Source organism: Thermomonospora sp. CIF 1 (genome assembly GCF_001896795.1).
In the GTDB taxonomy this organism is placed as follows: Bacteria; Actinomycetota; Actinomycetes; order Streptosporangiales; family Streptosporangiaceae; genus Thermomonospora; species Thermomonospora curvata.
In genome coordinates this window covers 46,907-60,170 of sequence record NZ_MOYN02000002.1, presented here as the reverse complement: position 1 = coordinate 60,170, position 13,264 = coordinate 46,907, and the positions used below count along the sequence as shown (strand labels likewise).

Below are 13,264 nucleotides of genomic sequence, written 5' to 3'. Positions count from 1 at the left end.
CGGCGCCACCCGGCATCTTCGGCGGAGCCCGCACATGACCAAAACGGCCGCCCTGACAGCCGGCCTCGCCTTGACGGCGTTCCTCGCCGCCGCCTCCCCGGCCGCATCGGCCGCCGCCCCCGCCGAGGTCTCCGCCGCCGTCCCGACGGCGGGCCGCCCGGGCACGGCCCCCGACCCCCGGGCCGGTGGGATGACCTGGGCGGTGCGTCCCGTCGGTCCCAAAGGCCCCAGCGGACGCGACTACTTCGTCTACAACGCCTCGCCCGGACAGACGATCAAGGACGAGGTGGCCATCTCCAATCTCAGCGACCGGACGCTGACGTTCCGGGTCTACGCCACCGACGCCTTCAACACCGCCGACGGCTCCTTCGCCCTGCTGACCGCCGACCGGCAGCCGACCGACGTGGGCACGTGGGTCAAGTTCGACCGGGGCGTCCAGCGCGTCAAGGCCGGCAGGACCGTCCGGGTGCCGTTCACGCTCACCGTGCCCCACCAGGCCACCCCCGGCGACCACGGCGGAGGCGTCATCGCCTCGATCACCCAGCAGGAGACCGACGCCAAAGGCCGGCTCGTCAACGTCGACCGGCGCGTGGCGGCCCGCATCTACCTGCGCGTCAAAGGCCCCATCACGCCTTCGCTGCAGATCTCCGACCTGCGCGCCGAGTACTCCGCCCCGCCCGTGGGCAGCGGCCGGATGAAGGTCACCTACACGGTCCGCAACACCGGCAACATCCGGGTGACCGCCCTGGCCAGGATCCGCGCCCAGGGTCCCTTCGGGCTGCCGCTGGGCGAGCAGGCCGCGCGCAAAGTTCCCGAGCTGCTGCCCGGCAACAGCTACACCTTCAGCGAGGAGCTCGACGGCATCCTCCCCGCCGGACGGCTGACCTCCTCGATCCGGCTGTCGCCCACCGACGCCCAAAGCGGCGCCCCGCTGGCCGCCCGACCCATCATCCGCAAGTCCTCGATCTGGAACATCCCATGGCTCCCGCTCACCGCCGTCCTGCTGCTCCTCGCCGCCGTCCTGTACGCCCGGCGCCGCCGCTCCGGGTACGCCCGGTGAAGTCCCTCCTGCGCAGGGCCCGGCGCGCCGGAGCGCTGGCCGCCGTGGCGCTGCTGGCCCTGCCGGCCGCCCCGGCCCACGCCGAGCCGGCCATCCGCCTGGACCGCACCACGGTCAAGGTGGGCCAGACGCTGACCGTCCGCCTCGTCGGCTGGCCGGCCGGCAACGTGCTGGTCGAGCTGTGCGGCAACGAGGGCCTGCGCGGCACGGTGGACTGCGCCGTGGCCTCCTCGGCCAGCACCTACGTCCAGGAGGGCAGGACCGCCACGGTCATGCTCAGCGTCGGCAAGCCCCCGATCGGCTGCCCGTGCGTGGTCTCCGTCCGCCCGGTCTCCGGCGGCACCGCCCGCACCGTCCCCATCAAGGTGAGCGGGGTGCCGACCCTGTCGGAGGCGGAACGCCGCACCGCCACCGCCGCCGGCTCCTCCCGCAAGCTCACCGCCACCAAGGTCACCGTCACCGGCGGCGGCCCGGGCGAGGCGTGGTTCGGCGGCACCGCCCACCGCACCCTGCGCGTCACCCTCCGCAACGAGGGCACCGCCACCCTCACCGACCCGCCGCTGTCGCTGACCGTGGGACGCGGCCCCGAGCCCACCGAGCCCATCACCGCCCCGGCCCTGGGCACGCTGGCCCCCGGCCAGGAGCGCACCTACGCCATTCCCTTCTCGGTGGGCGCCCCGGCCTTCGGCCGCTACACCGTCCGCGGCGAGATCACCGGCCTGGACGAGCCCATCTCCTTCACCGCGCACACCTCCTCCTACCCGTGGGCGCTGCCCGTCCTGGCTGCCCTCGTCCTCCCGCTGACCGGCCTGACCGCCCGCCGCGGCAAGCACGCGCTCCGCCGTCCACCGGCCGCCCTCACCGCCACCGGCCTGCCGCCCCGCACGATGAACCAGGCCGTGGCCGCCAACGTCGCCTGGTGGAGCCAGACCCGCAACCTGTCCCCCGAGCAGGTGGCCTCCTCCCTCGGCTCCCTGACCGGCCGCCCCCGCACCCCGGCCGACCTGGACCCGGCCAACCCCTCCTGCTCCCTGGACGCCGACGACCTGCTGGCCTTGAGCCGCATCCTCGACGTCCCCCTCCCGGCCCTGCTGTTCACCACCTCGGCCCCCGACCTGCCCGGCGATGCGTCCGCACCGGCGGCCGCTTCCGAGCAGACGCAGCGACTCCCGAAAGTTCAAAAGGACCAACCCGTACAGCAGCCGGAAAAGACCTCCCCGTGACCGCGCACCCCACCCGTGAACGGTCACTCGACCCTGAGCAGGCCCCGCCACCTCACCGAGCCCTCAGCCCGTAAACCGACAGGCTCTCAGGGAGACCACATAACCCTCGAACCCAAAAACATCCGCACGCCGGCCCACACGCTGCACCAGCACAGCCCGGGCCGGCGTTCCATTCGGTCATCGCCCCCGAACCGTGAATCACCAACCGGCGGCACCAACCCAACACACAAAAACCAGCTTCAGAAAATACCTGCCGACGTAAGGCGTCCACCTTCGCCGAATCTTCACCGACCCACCCAACACCACAAGCTCAGGGCAGCGCACCGTTTTCCCGCCGAACGACGCATCCCCACCCCGGCGGGAAATCCGGCGAGCGCATCACCGAGACGGCCCGAACATCCCACCCCAAACCGCCGGAAGCCGCTTCGCTCCCCGCCCCCCTGACGCGGCAAGCAGAACGCGCCTTCCCCCAGCCGGCCACAGGCAACGTGATCAGCCCCGACCCACGCCCCGGCCGCCCCGCACCACCGCTCCCGCCCCCGCACGCCCCTACCGGCCACCCGCTCCCCCAGAGGTCAGCCCTCTCCATGAAGGGTTATCCACATCCCCCAGACCCCTGGTCATGGCTTTCTTCTCGCGAGACAGTGGGAAGAGCTTCCAAACCTTCGAGCCACCCACCACGACCAGGCGCGACGCATAACCTGAGACCGCCACCCCCATCTTCAAAAGGAGGCACAACGAGACCCACCGTCAAGCCCCATCCCAACCAGCACTAACGAGCAGCCCGCAAACAACCGCCCCCGCCAAAGCGAATCACCCCACCAGCCGCACAAGACAACAGGGATCTCCACAGCCCACCAGGCAACAGAGATCCCCAACGCTCCAAGCCCCGGCTCTTCACAACGACAAGGGAGACCCAAACCCGGCGACAGCAGCCCCCCGAAGATCACCAACAAAGATCAGAAAGGAGCCCGCATCAAACAGCTCTTCATCCGGCACAAAACCCCCGCCCGCGGCACCTTCCACATCAAGGGGGGAGAACAGAACCCCGACGGACCGGGGGCGTGGGGGCGAAGCCCCCACACGCGGGGGGTCCGGGGGGTCGTCCCCCCGGGCCAACACGACGAAGAGCCAGCGGGGAAGGCGGTACCACCGCCGACCACACTGGCCCTACGCTCGAAGTGGGCGAGGAGGGATTTGAACCCTCACGTCCTCGCGGACACACGGACCTGAACCGTGCGCGTCTGCCGTTCCGCCACCCGCCCGGGGTTGCTCGAAAAGATTAGCACGGTCCGGGCACTGGTTCGCCACACGGATACTTCCTGCGAACCGGAGCACGGATACGATCGTCTACCAGTGGAGAAAGGAGGTGCCCGTGGGTGTCCTACAGCGCTTCGAGCGACGTCTTGAGGGCATGGTGGAGGGTGCCTTCGCTCGTGCGTTCAAGTCGGAGCTGCAGCCGGTCGAGGTGGCCAGCGCCGTACAGCGGGAGATGGACGAGCGCGCCGCCATCGTGGCGGCCGGGCGCACACTGGTGCCCAACGACTTCGTCGTCGAGATTTCGCAGGCCGACAGCCAGCGGCTGGCGGTCTACGCCGACAGCCTGAGCCAGGAGCTGGCCAACCTGGCCCGGGAGTACGCCAAGGAGCAGGGCTACTCCTTCGTAGGACCGGTGCAGGTGCGGTTCGAAAGCGCCGGCGATCTGGCCACCGGGCTGTTCCGGATCCGCTCGGGGGTGGTTCGGGGGGCCATCGTCGAGGGCGGCGAGATCCGCAAGCCGGCCAGCGACATCCCGCAGGGGCGCACTGGCGGGTTCCCCGGCCGGCCGCGGCTGCTGGTCACCACCGCGCAGGACGTCGGGCCCAGCACCCAGCAGACCTATGAGATCACCACGCCGGTGACGTTGCTCGGCCGCGGCACCGACTGCGATCTTCGCCTGGTCGACCCGGGGGTCTCACGTCATCACGCCGAGATTCGCGTAGAGGGTCCCGAAGTCGTCCTGGTGGATCTAGGGTCGACGAACGGCTCTTTCGTGAACGGCAATCCCATCCGGCGGGTGACTCTCGTCGACGGGGCACGGGTCACGATGGGCCGGACCACTCTCGTGTTCCGCCGCGATAGGGAGTAGCCCCCACTCCGATGTCCGAATTCACCCTCACGTTGATCAAGCTGGCGTTCCTCGCGGTGCTGTGGCTGTTCGTCATCGCGGCCGTCGGCGTGATCCGGGCCGACATGTTCGGCTCCTCCAAGGCCGCGGCCCGGGCGGCGGGTCGTGCCCGGGCTCCCCGGCGCACGGCCCGTCCGCGGCAGCGCCCGGAGGGATCCCGGCGGCCCCCCCAGCCGGCCGGGCCGCGCCGGCTTGTGGTGACCCAGGGCGACCGGGCCGGCCTGACCATGGAGCTGTCGCCCGGTGTGCCCATCACCATCGGTCGCGCCAATGACGCCACGATCGTGGTCGCCGACGACTACGCTTCGAGCCGGCACGCCCGGCTTTACGCGCAGAACGGTCAGTGGATCGTGGAAGATCTCGGCTCGACCAACGGGACCTACCTCGGTCGTAACAGGGTGAATCAGCCCACGCCCGTCCCCCCCGGAGTTCCGATCCGTATCGGACAGACCGTCATCGAGTTGCGCCCATGACCATAGGAATCCGATACGCCGCACGCTCCGACGTCGGCATGCTGCGCGAGGGCAATGAGGACTCGGCGTACGCGGGCGCACACCTGCTCGCGGTCGCCGACGGCATGGGGGGGCATGTCGGCGGTGAGATCGCCAGCGCCGCCGCCATCGGCGAGCTGCGCAAGCTCGACACCGACCTGCCGGCCAGTGAGCTGCTGGGCGCGCTGGAGCACACCGTCAAGGCCGCCAACGACAAGCTGCACCGCATCGTAGAGTCCGACCCCGCGCTGCAGGGCATGGGCACCACGCTGACGGCGATGCTGTGGTCGGGCACCCAGGTCGCCTTGGTGCACATCGGCGACTCGCGCGCCTATCTGCTGCGCGACGGCAGCCTCTTCCAGATCACCCACGACCACACGCTGGTGCAGTCGCTGGTGGACGAGGGCCGCATCAGCCCGGACGAGGCCGCCTCCCACCCGCAGCGCTCGCTGCTGCTGCGGGCGCTGGACGGCCGCGGCGAGGTCGATCCGGATCTGTCGCTGCGCGAGGCCAAGGTCGGCGACCGCTATCTGCTGTGTTCGGACGGGCTGTCGGGAGTGGTCACCGCGGAGACCATCTTCCAGGTGCTGTCGGAGTACCAGGACCCCGAGCAGGCGGTGCACCAGCTCATCGACCTGGCCAACCGGGGCGGCGGCCCGGACAACATCACCTGCGTGGTCGCCGATGTGATCGAACTGCCGCCGGGCGCGCCGCCGCCGAACCAGAGCCCGCAGGCGGTCGGCGCCGCGGCCAACGTCCAGCACAGCGAGCTGGCCGAGCTGGCCGGCGGCTCGCCACCGCCGCCGGCGCCGCCGTCTTCGGACACCCCGGCGGGCCGCGCCGCCCAGCTGCGCGACACCAGGCCGCAACCGCCGGTGGCGGTGGAGGAGATGCCGCCGCCGCAGGCCGCTCCGGCGCCCAGACGCGAGCCGCAGCCGATGGGACGCCCGCCGGAGCCGATGCCGATGGCCCCGCCGCGGGCGCCGCGCCGCCGCTGGACCTGGCTGATCGTGATGGTCAGCGTGTTCGTGGTCCTGGTGGGCGGGGGCGCGGCCTTCGCCGTGTACTCGATGCGCAACGACGGCTTCTACGCCCAGGCCGAAAACGGCATGGTGGTGGTCTACAAGGGGTCGCCCAACAGCCTGCTGGGGCTGAAGCTGAACAGCAAGGCCCCGGCGCACCAGCAGCCCAACCCGCCGATCCGGGTGGAGGACCTGCCGGAGGCGCTGCAGTCGAACCTCAAGAGCCCCGGATACGTCGATCTCAGCGGCGCCGACGGCTGGAAGAAGCTGGCCAGCCAGGTGTGCAAGTACTCGCTGGAGTCCGTCGGGGACCGGATCGCGGTGATGCGGGGCAGCCGCCAGGACGGCTGCAAGCCGACCCGGATCAAGGAGTCTCAGGTCAGGCTGGCCGAACTGCCGGCCTCCGACCGCAAGGCGGTGCAGGACGGGACGCTGGAGTTCGGCGACCGGCAGGCCGCCCTGGCCAAGCTGGAGGAGCTGGACGGGCGCGGCAGGGCTTGTAGTGACGACGCCGCCGGCAGCGGCATCGACGACTGCCCCGGCGGCAACAACGCCAGTGACGGAGTGAGGCGGCCGTAGATGAGCTCAGCCCCCGAGCAGCTCCCCGACCAGGTACCCGTGCAGCATCAGCCGCGCAAGGCCGCCTGCCTGGCGCTGCTGATCTTCGCGATGGTCATGACCTTGGCGGCGTTCGCCGAGGTCGGCCTGGCCCGGGACGGCCGGATCCCCGCCGGCCTGGTCGGCTATGGCGGCGGTCTGGCGGTGCTGGCCGGGGCGGCCTACTACATCCAGGCCCGCTTCGCCCCGTACGCCGACCCGCTGCTGCTGCCGCTGGCGGTGGCGCTGAACGGGCTCGGCCTGGCGATGATCTACCGGCTGGACCTGTCCACCAGCAAGGACGTCCAGGACGCCATCCGGGACGGCAAGAAGGTGGTCACCTCGGGTCTGGCCTCCGCCGGCACCCAGCTGCAGTGGACCTTCGTGGCCATCCTGCTGTTCGCGCTGACAGTGCTGTTTTTGAAGGACTCCAAGATCCTGCAGCGCTACATGTACACGCTGGGGGCCTGCGCGATCGTCCTGCTGCTGCTGCCGATCGTGCCCGGGCTGGGCGCGGAGATCAACGGCGCCCGGGTGTGGATCTTCATCGGCCCGTTCTCGGTGCAGCCGGGCGAGTTCGCCAAGCTGCTGCTGGTGGTCTTCTTCGCCGGGTACCTGGTCAACAAGCGGCAGGCGCTGTCGCTGGTGGGCAAGAAGATCGGCCCGCTGTCGCTGCCGCGCGCCCGGGACCTGGGCCCGATCATGGTGATCTGGCTGTTCGGGCTGGGCGTGCTGTTCATCCAGAAGGACCTGGGCACCGCGCTGCTGTACTTCGGGCTGTTCGTGTCGATGCTCTACATCGCCACGCAGCGGCTGTCGTGGGTGCTGATCGGCGTGGGCATGCTGGCGCTGGGCGTGCTGGTGGCCACCCAGCTTCCGTTCCTGGGCCACGTCAACCAGCGGCTGAGCATCTGGCAGAACCCCGACCCCTACTTCGACGGCGGCTGCCTGGTGGGCGACAAGGTCGTCTCGGTGGCGCCGGGCACCGAGCCCTACATCCAGGCCGGCAACACCATCGGCTCCGGGCTGACCGCCTGCATCCGGATGGGCGGCGAGTACGCCGACAGCGCCCAGCTGATGAAGGGCCTGTTCGCGCTGGGCGAGGGCGGTGTGCTGGGCAAGGGCCTGGGCCAGGGCGAGCCGTGGCGCACCCCGCTGGCCTTCAGCGACTTCATCTTCGACTCCATGGGCGAGGAGCTCGGCCTGACCGGGCTCATGGTGATCTTGCTGTTGTACGCGTTGATCGTGCAACGGGGCATGAAGACCGCCATCGCGGCCCGTGATCCCTTCCTCAAGCTCTTCGCCGGGGGCGTCTCGTTCGTCCTGGCGCTGCAGGTGTTCGTCATCGTCGGAGGCGTCACTCGCCTCATTCCGCTCACCGGTCTGACGACGCCCTTCCTGGCGCAGGGCGGCTCGTCCCTGATGGCCAACTGGATCCTGATCGGCATCCTGGTGCGGATGAGCCACCAGGCGCGCCAGCCCGCCCCGCAGGCCATCCAGGACGAGGGCCTCACCCAGGTGGTGAGCATCCGATGACCGACGGAGCGCTGCCGGCGATCGGGGGTTCGCGAGCATGAACATGGACAAGCCGCTGCGGCAGGTCACGGTCTTCGCCCTGCTGCTGATCGGCGCCCTGATGGTGCAGGTCAACTACATCCAGGGCAGCCAGGCCGAGAAGCTGCAGACCCACCCGCTCAACAACCGGCAGTACCTGGACGTCTTCAAGCGCCCGCGCGGCAAGATCCTGGCCGGGGGCGAGGTGCTGGTCTCCTCCTCCAAGCGGGAGGACAGCGAGAACTACGCCCGCACCTACAAGGACGGCGAGGTCTTCGCGCCGATCACCGGCTACTTCAACGGGGGCGCCAAGGGGATCGAGCGCGCCTACCACTCGCTGCTGGACGGCCGGGACAAGCGCATCACCAACCAGCGCTGGTTCGACCAGTTCATCGGCCGGCCGGCGATCGGCGCCGACGTGGAGACCACGATCATCCCCGACGCCCAGCGCGAGGCCTACCGGCAGCTCAGCCGGGCCAACCCGAACCTGCGCGGCGCGATCGTGGTGATGGACGTCAAGACCGGGGCGATCGTGGTCATGGCCAGCTACCCCTCCTACGACCCCAACGAGGTCGCCCCGCAGACCGGGCTCAAGGGCGCCGAGCGGCTGAACGAGCTGGACGGCAAGCCCAACAAGGACGGCCAGGTCAACGAGCGCAACCGGCGGCTCAAGCCGCTGATCAACAACGCGATGGAGGACACCTTCTCCCCGGGGTCGTCCTTCAAGACGCTGATCGCCGCCGGCGCGCTGGAGCAGGGCCTGAACAAAAGCAGCACCGTGCCCGCGCCGTCGGCCTACACGCTGCCCGGCACCAGGACCCAGATGCCCAACAGCCACGAGGGCGGCGCCTGCGGCGGCTCCGGCCAGGCCCCGCTGATCCTCACCTTCGCCGAGTCCTGCAACACCACCTACGCGATCCTCGGCGTGGAGCGGCTGCGCACCGACGGGGTGCTGAAGCTGGCCGAGGAGTTCGGGTTCAGCAAGAAGATCCCGGTCGAGCCGGACATGCCGACCGTGGAGAGCTCCTTCCCCGACGCCGGTGACGACAAGACCGCGCTGGCCTCCATCGGGCAGGGCGACAACCGCGCCACCCCGCTGCACATGGCGATGATCGCGGCGGCCGCGGCCAACGGCGGCAAGATCATGAAGCCGTACCTGGTGCAGCGGGTGCGGGCCGCCGACCAGAGCGTCATCGAGGAGGCCGAGCCGGAGGTGTACGCCCGGCCGATCTCCAAGGACACCGCCGACCAGCTGGCCGACATGATGCGCGAGGTGACCCGCACCGGCACCGCCCAGGGCCTGGGCGATGTGGCCGGCAAGACCGGCACGGCCGACATCGACGGCGTCGAGTACAACAACCGCTGGTTCGTCGGCTTCGCCCCGGCGCAGGAACCGCGGTACGCCTTCGCGGTGTTCACCCAGGGCCTCGGCTCCGGCGGGCAGGCCGCCGGGCCGATCGCGGTCAGCGTCATGCGGGAGGTTCTCCGCAAGTGACCACGGCCGACCTCGTCCTGGACTCCCGGTACCGGCTGCTGCGGCGGCTGGCCACCGGAGGCATGGGCGAGGTCTGGGAGGCCAGCGACGAGCTGCTCAGCCGTCCCGTCGCGGTCAAGCTGCTGCGCCAGGAACATGTGGGCAACGAGCAGGCGCGGGCCCGGTTCCGCGCCGAGGCCCGCTATGCGGCGGCCCTCCAGCACAGCGGCATCGCCCAGGTCTACGACTACGGCGAGCACGACGACCTGGCCTACCTGGTGATGGAGCTGGTGTCGGGGGAGTCGCTGTCGCGGATCCTGGCCCGCCAGGGCGCGCTGGGGGTGGAGACCACCCTGGACGTGGTGGCCCAGGCGGCCCGGGCGCTGCAGGTGGCCCACAGCGCCGGGATCATCCACCGCGACGTCAAGCCCGGCAACCTGATGATGACCCCGAGCGGGGTCGTGAAGATCACCGACTTCGGCATCGCCCGCGGCCTCAACGTCGCCACCCTCACCCAGACCGGCATGGTGATGGGCACCGCTCACTACGTCTCTCCCGAGCAGGCCTCGGGCCAGCCCATCACCTTCGCCACCGACCTGTACTCCCTGGGGGTGGTGGCGTACGAATGCCTGACCGGGCGGCCGCCCTTCGACGCCGAGCAGCCGGTCGCCATCGCCCTCAAGCATGTGCGGGAGGCGCCTCCGGAGCTGCCGGAGGAGATCCCGGAGGCGGTGCGGACGCTGGTGCGCGTCCTGCTGGCCAAGAATCCGGAGGACCGGCCGCCCAGCGCCCAGGCCGTGGCGGACGAGGCGTTCCGGATCCACGATGCGCTGCAGGCCGGCGAGCCGGTGGAAAGCTCGTTTCGCGACCTGCTCGCGGGCTCCGGCGCGTCCTTGCCCGCCCATCGCTTCGGCGACCCGTTCGATGACGCGTTCGACGACGGCTACGGCGACGTCCGTGACGGAACGTCCGAAGTGGCGCGCACCCGCCTGCTGGACGAAGCGGCCGGCATGGAACCGGCCACCGTCCGGGGATCCGCCGTGGACGCGCTGCGGCCGAGCGGCGGCCTGGCCACGTGGTCGGAGTTGGAGGACGGGGAGACGGCGGATACCCTCACGGGAGTGCACCCGGCGGGCTTCTCCGCCGCCGCGGGATCCCGGGTCGCGTTCGCGGGCACGAAGGTGAGGGTGCAACGGCGCACCGTGGTGGCGATCGCCTCGGTGACCGCCGGGGTGCTGGCGCTCGGCGCGGTGGCCGCCGGATCGCTGTCACGGGGCCCGTCGGCCGGCATCGAGGAGACCAGGGATCGTGTTCCATCGGTGGTCCCCGAGCCGTCCTCACTGGTTCCCAGCCGGGTACCATCGCCAACGGGCACGCCGAGCCTGCCCGCCTGGCCCGGTCCCAGACCTCCAGGCAACAACTTCACCGCGTCAACGACTCCGACGCCCAGCGCGTCCTCTACGGGGAGGCCCAGGCCTTCTCCGACAACAGGCAGTCCAACCCCCCAAGGCCCGTCGCCGACCCCTTCGGAGAGTGGCAACTCACCCGATCCATCACCACCGGTGGAGCCGCCACCGGAACCGGAGCCGGAGCCGGAGGAGCCGACGACGGGTGACGGGCTAGGTTCGGAGTAGGCGTAGACGTACGAGGGAAAGTGCATTCGACATGACTCAGCCTCGGCTACTCGGTGGCCGCTACCAGCTCGAGACAGTGGTCGGGCGTGGCGGCATGGCCGAGGTCTACCGTGCCAAGGACCTGCGGCTGGACCGGGTCGTCGCGGTCAAGACCCTCCGTTCCGACCTGGCTCGCGACCCGGTCTTCCAGGCCCGTTTCAGCCGGGAGGCGCAGTCGGCGGCCTCGCTGAACCACCCTTCGGTGATCGCGGTCTACGACACCGGCGAAGACCAGGTGGGCGATACCTCCATCCCCTACATCGTGATGGAGTACGTCGAGGGGAACACCCTGCGCGACCTGCTCCGCGAGGGCGGGCGGCTGGTCCCCGAACGGGCGCTGGAGATCACCGACGGCATCCTGCGGGCTTTGGACTACAGCCATCGCGGCGGGATCATCCACCGGGACATCAAACCGGCCAACGTGATGCTCACCCGCAATCACGAGGTCAAGGTGATGGACTTCGGCATCGCCCGGGCGATGGCCGACTCGGCCGCCACCATGACGCAGACCGCGCAGGTCATCGGTACCGCCCAGTACCTGTCGCCGGAGCAGGCCCGCGGCGAGCGGGTGGACGCCCGCAGCGACCTGTACTCCACCGGCTGCGTGCTGTATGAGCTGCTGACCGGCCGTCCCCCGTTCACCGGGGACTCCCCCGTGGCGATCGCCTACCAGCACGTCCGGGAGGAGCCGGTCCCGCCGTCCCAGCTGGACCCGGCCATCCCGCAGTGGTGCGACAACATCGTCATGAAGGCGATGGCCAAGGACCCCAACCTCCGCTACCAGAGCGCGGCGGAGTTCCGCGCCGACATCCAGCGGGCCCTGCAGGGCATGCCGGTGTCGGCGCCCGCGGCGTCCACCATGGTGATGGGCGGGGCCGCCCCGCAGGGCACCCGGGTGATGAGCCCGGTCCCCGGCGGCCCGGCGGGCCCCGGCGGGGTGCCTCCGCACACCCGGATGCAGCACCCGGTGAACACCGGTTACGAGCTGCCCCCGGTGAATTATGAGGACCCCGAGCCGTCCGGCCGCAACGGCAAGAAGATAGCCATCTGGGCGCTGGTCGTGGCGCTGTTCATCGGTGGTGCCGCGCTCATCGGCTACGCCTTGTCCAGCGGCGGCGGCAAGGGCGGGGCGACCGCCAGCCCTTCGGCGTCCGTGCAGATGGTCGAGGTGCCGGATGTCCGCAACGAGCGGCGGCAGGACGCCGAGGAGGAGCTGGAGGAGGCCGGGCTGAAAGTCGGCTCGGTGGAGGAGGAGTACAGCGACACGGTCCGCCGGGGCCGTGTGATCAGCACCGATCCGGCCCCCGGGGAGAGCGTCGAGCGCGGCAGCGAGGTCTCGCTGGTGGTCTCCAAGGGCCCCGAGCCGCCCGAGCAGGTCGCGGTCCCGGACGTCACCGGCCAGCCGGCCGACGCCGCCCGGCAGGTGCTGGAGGCGAGCGGTTTCAAGGTCACCCAGCGTTCTTCGCCCTCTTCCGAGGTCCAGGAGGGCATGGTCATCCAGACCTCGCCGGCCGCCGGAACGCAGGCCCCCAAGGGCTCCACGATCACCATGATCGTCTCGTCCGGCCCGGAGAACGTCCGGGTGCCGAACGTGGTGGGCCAGACCGAGGCCGACGCGGTCAACACGCTGCGCGCGGCCGGGCTGCGGGTGCAGGTGCAGGTGGTGCCGCAGCGGTCGCCCGACCAGCAGGTGGGCACGGTCGTCCAGCAGAGCCTGGAGCCGGGGCGTGAGGTCCTGCCGGGCACCACGGTGATCATCCTGGTGGTGCAGAACCCCGATGGCGGCGATCCCGGCGACGATCATGGCCCGCCGGGCGGCGGCGGTGGCGGTGGCGGCTGATCCGCACCGCCGGAGGGCCGGTCGGCCCTGACGGCTTTCGGCGCCCCGGTCTCTTCGCTGAGGCCGGGGCGCCGCCCGTTACGGGGGTGGAGCCGGGAAACGAAGGAGGGCCTCCGCCACTCGGGGGCAATGGCGGAGGCCCTCATCGAGTGATTCGCCTCTC

At 70.7% G+C, this 13,264-nt stretch carries 9 protein-coding genes and 1 tRNA gene; 9 read left to right on the top strand and 1 reads right to left on the bottom strand.

What is annotated here, in order from left to right; all coding sequences use genetic code 11:
- Window positions 1-34 precede the first annotated feature (34 nt).
- A complete protein-coding gene (locus tag BUE48_RS00365; protein WP_012850463.1) occupies window positions 35-1,060 on the top strand; it encodes a WxL protein peptidoglycan domain-containing protein in 1,026 nt (341 codons plus the stop codon).
- Window positions 1,057-2,283, top strand: coding sequence for a COG1361 family protein (locus tag BUE48_RS00360; protein WP_286988261.1), 1,227 nt, complete (start codon window positions 1,057-1,059; stop codon window positions 2,281-2,283). Before BUE48_RS00365 ends, BUE48_RS00360 begins: the two co-directional genes overlap by 4 nt.
- Window positions 2,284-3,465: 1,182 nt before the next feature.
- Here the strand turns inward: BUE48_RS00360 and BUE48_RS00355 are convergent.
- Window positions 3,466-3,548: transfer RNA gene (locus BUE48_RS00355), tRNA-Leu, on the bottom strand.
- 110 nt (window positions 3,549-3,658) lie between these two features.
- Here BUE48_RS00355 and BUE48_RS00350 point away from each other — a divergent pair.
- The 7 genes from BUE48_RS00350 to pknB are packed head-to-tail and all read left to right on the top strand — an operon-like array spanning window position 3,659 to window position 13,101.
- Complete coding sequence (locus BUE48_RS00350; RefSeq protein ID WP_012850461.1) at window positions 3,659-4,411, top strand: FHA domain-containing protein; 753 nt, start codon at window positions 3,659-3,661, stop codon at window positions 4,409-4,411.
- 11 nt (window positions 4,412-4,422) lie between these two features.
- On the top strand, window positions 4,423-4,923 hold the full coding sequence (locus BUE48_RS00345; RefSeq protein ID WP_012850460.1) for an FHA domain-containing protein FhaB/FipA: 501 nt from the start codon (window positions 4,423-4,425) through the stop codon (window positions 4,921-4,923).
- On the top strand, window positions 4,920-6,542 hold the full coding sequence (locus BUE48_RS00340) for a PP2C family protein-serine/threonine phosphatase (RefSeq protein ID WP_012850459.1): 1,623 nt from the start codon (window positions 4,920-4,922) through the stop codon (window positions 6,540-6,542). Before BUE48_RS00345 ends, BUE48_RS00340 begins: the two co-directional genes overlap by 4 nt.
- A complete protein-coding gene (locus BUE48_RS00335) occupies window positions 6,543-8,096 on the top strand; it encodes an FtsW/RodA/SpoVE family cell cycle protein (RefSeq protein WP_012850458.1) in 1,554 nt (517 codons plus the stop codon). It abuts the gene before it with no gap.
- Between the two features lie 37 nt (window positions 8,097-8,133).
- On the top strand, window positions 8,134-9,609 hold the full coding sequence (locus tag BUE48_RS00330) for a penicillin-binding transpeptidase domain-containing protein (RefSeq protein WP_286988257.1): 1,476 nt from the start codon (window positions 8,134-8,136) through the stop codon (window positions 9,607-9,609).
- Complete coding sequence (locus tag BUE48_RS00325) at window positions 9,606-11,222, top strand: serine/threonine-protein kinase (RefSeq protein ID WP_012850456.1); 1,617 nt, start codon at window positions 9,606-9,608, stop codon at window positions 11,220-11,222. Before BUE48_RS00330 ends, BUE48_RS00325 begins: the two co-directional genes overlap by 4 nt.
- A 31-nt stretch (window positions 11,223-11,253) precedes the next feature.
- Window positions 11,254-13,101 (top strand): Stk1 family PASTA domain-containing Ser/Thr kinase, encoded by a 1,848-nt coding sequence (gene pknB, locus BUE48_RS00320; protein ID WP_052305355.1) that lies wholly within the window; start codon window positions 11,254-11,256, stop codon window positions 13,099-13,101.
- Window positions 13,102-13,264 lie beyond the last annotated feature (163 nt).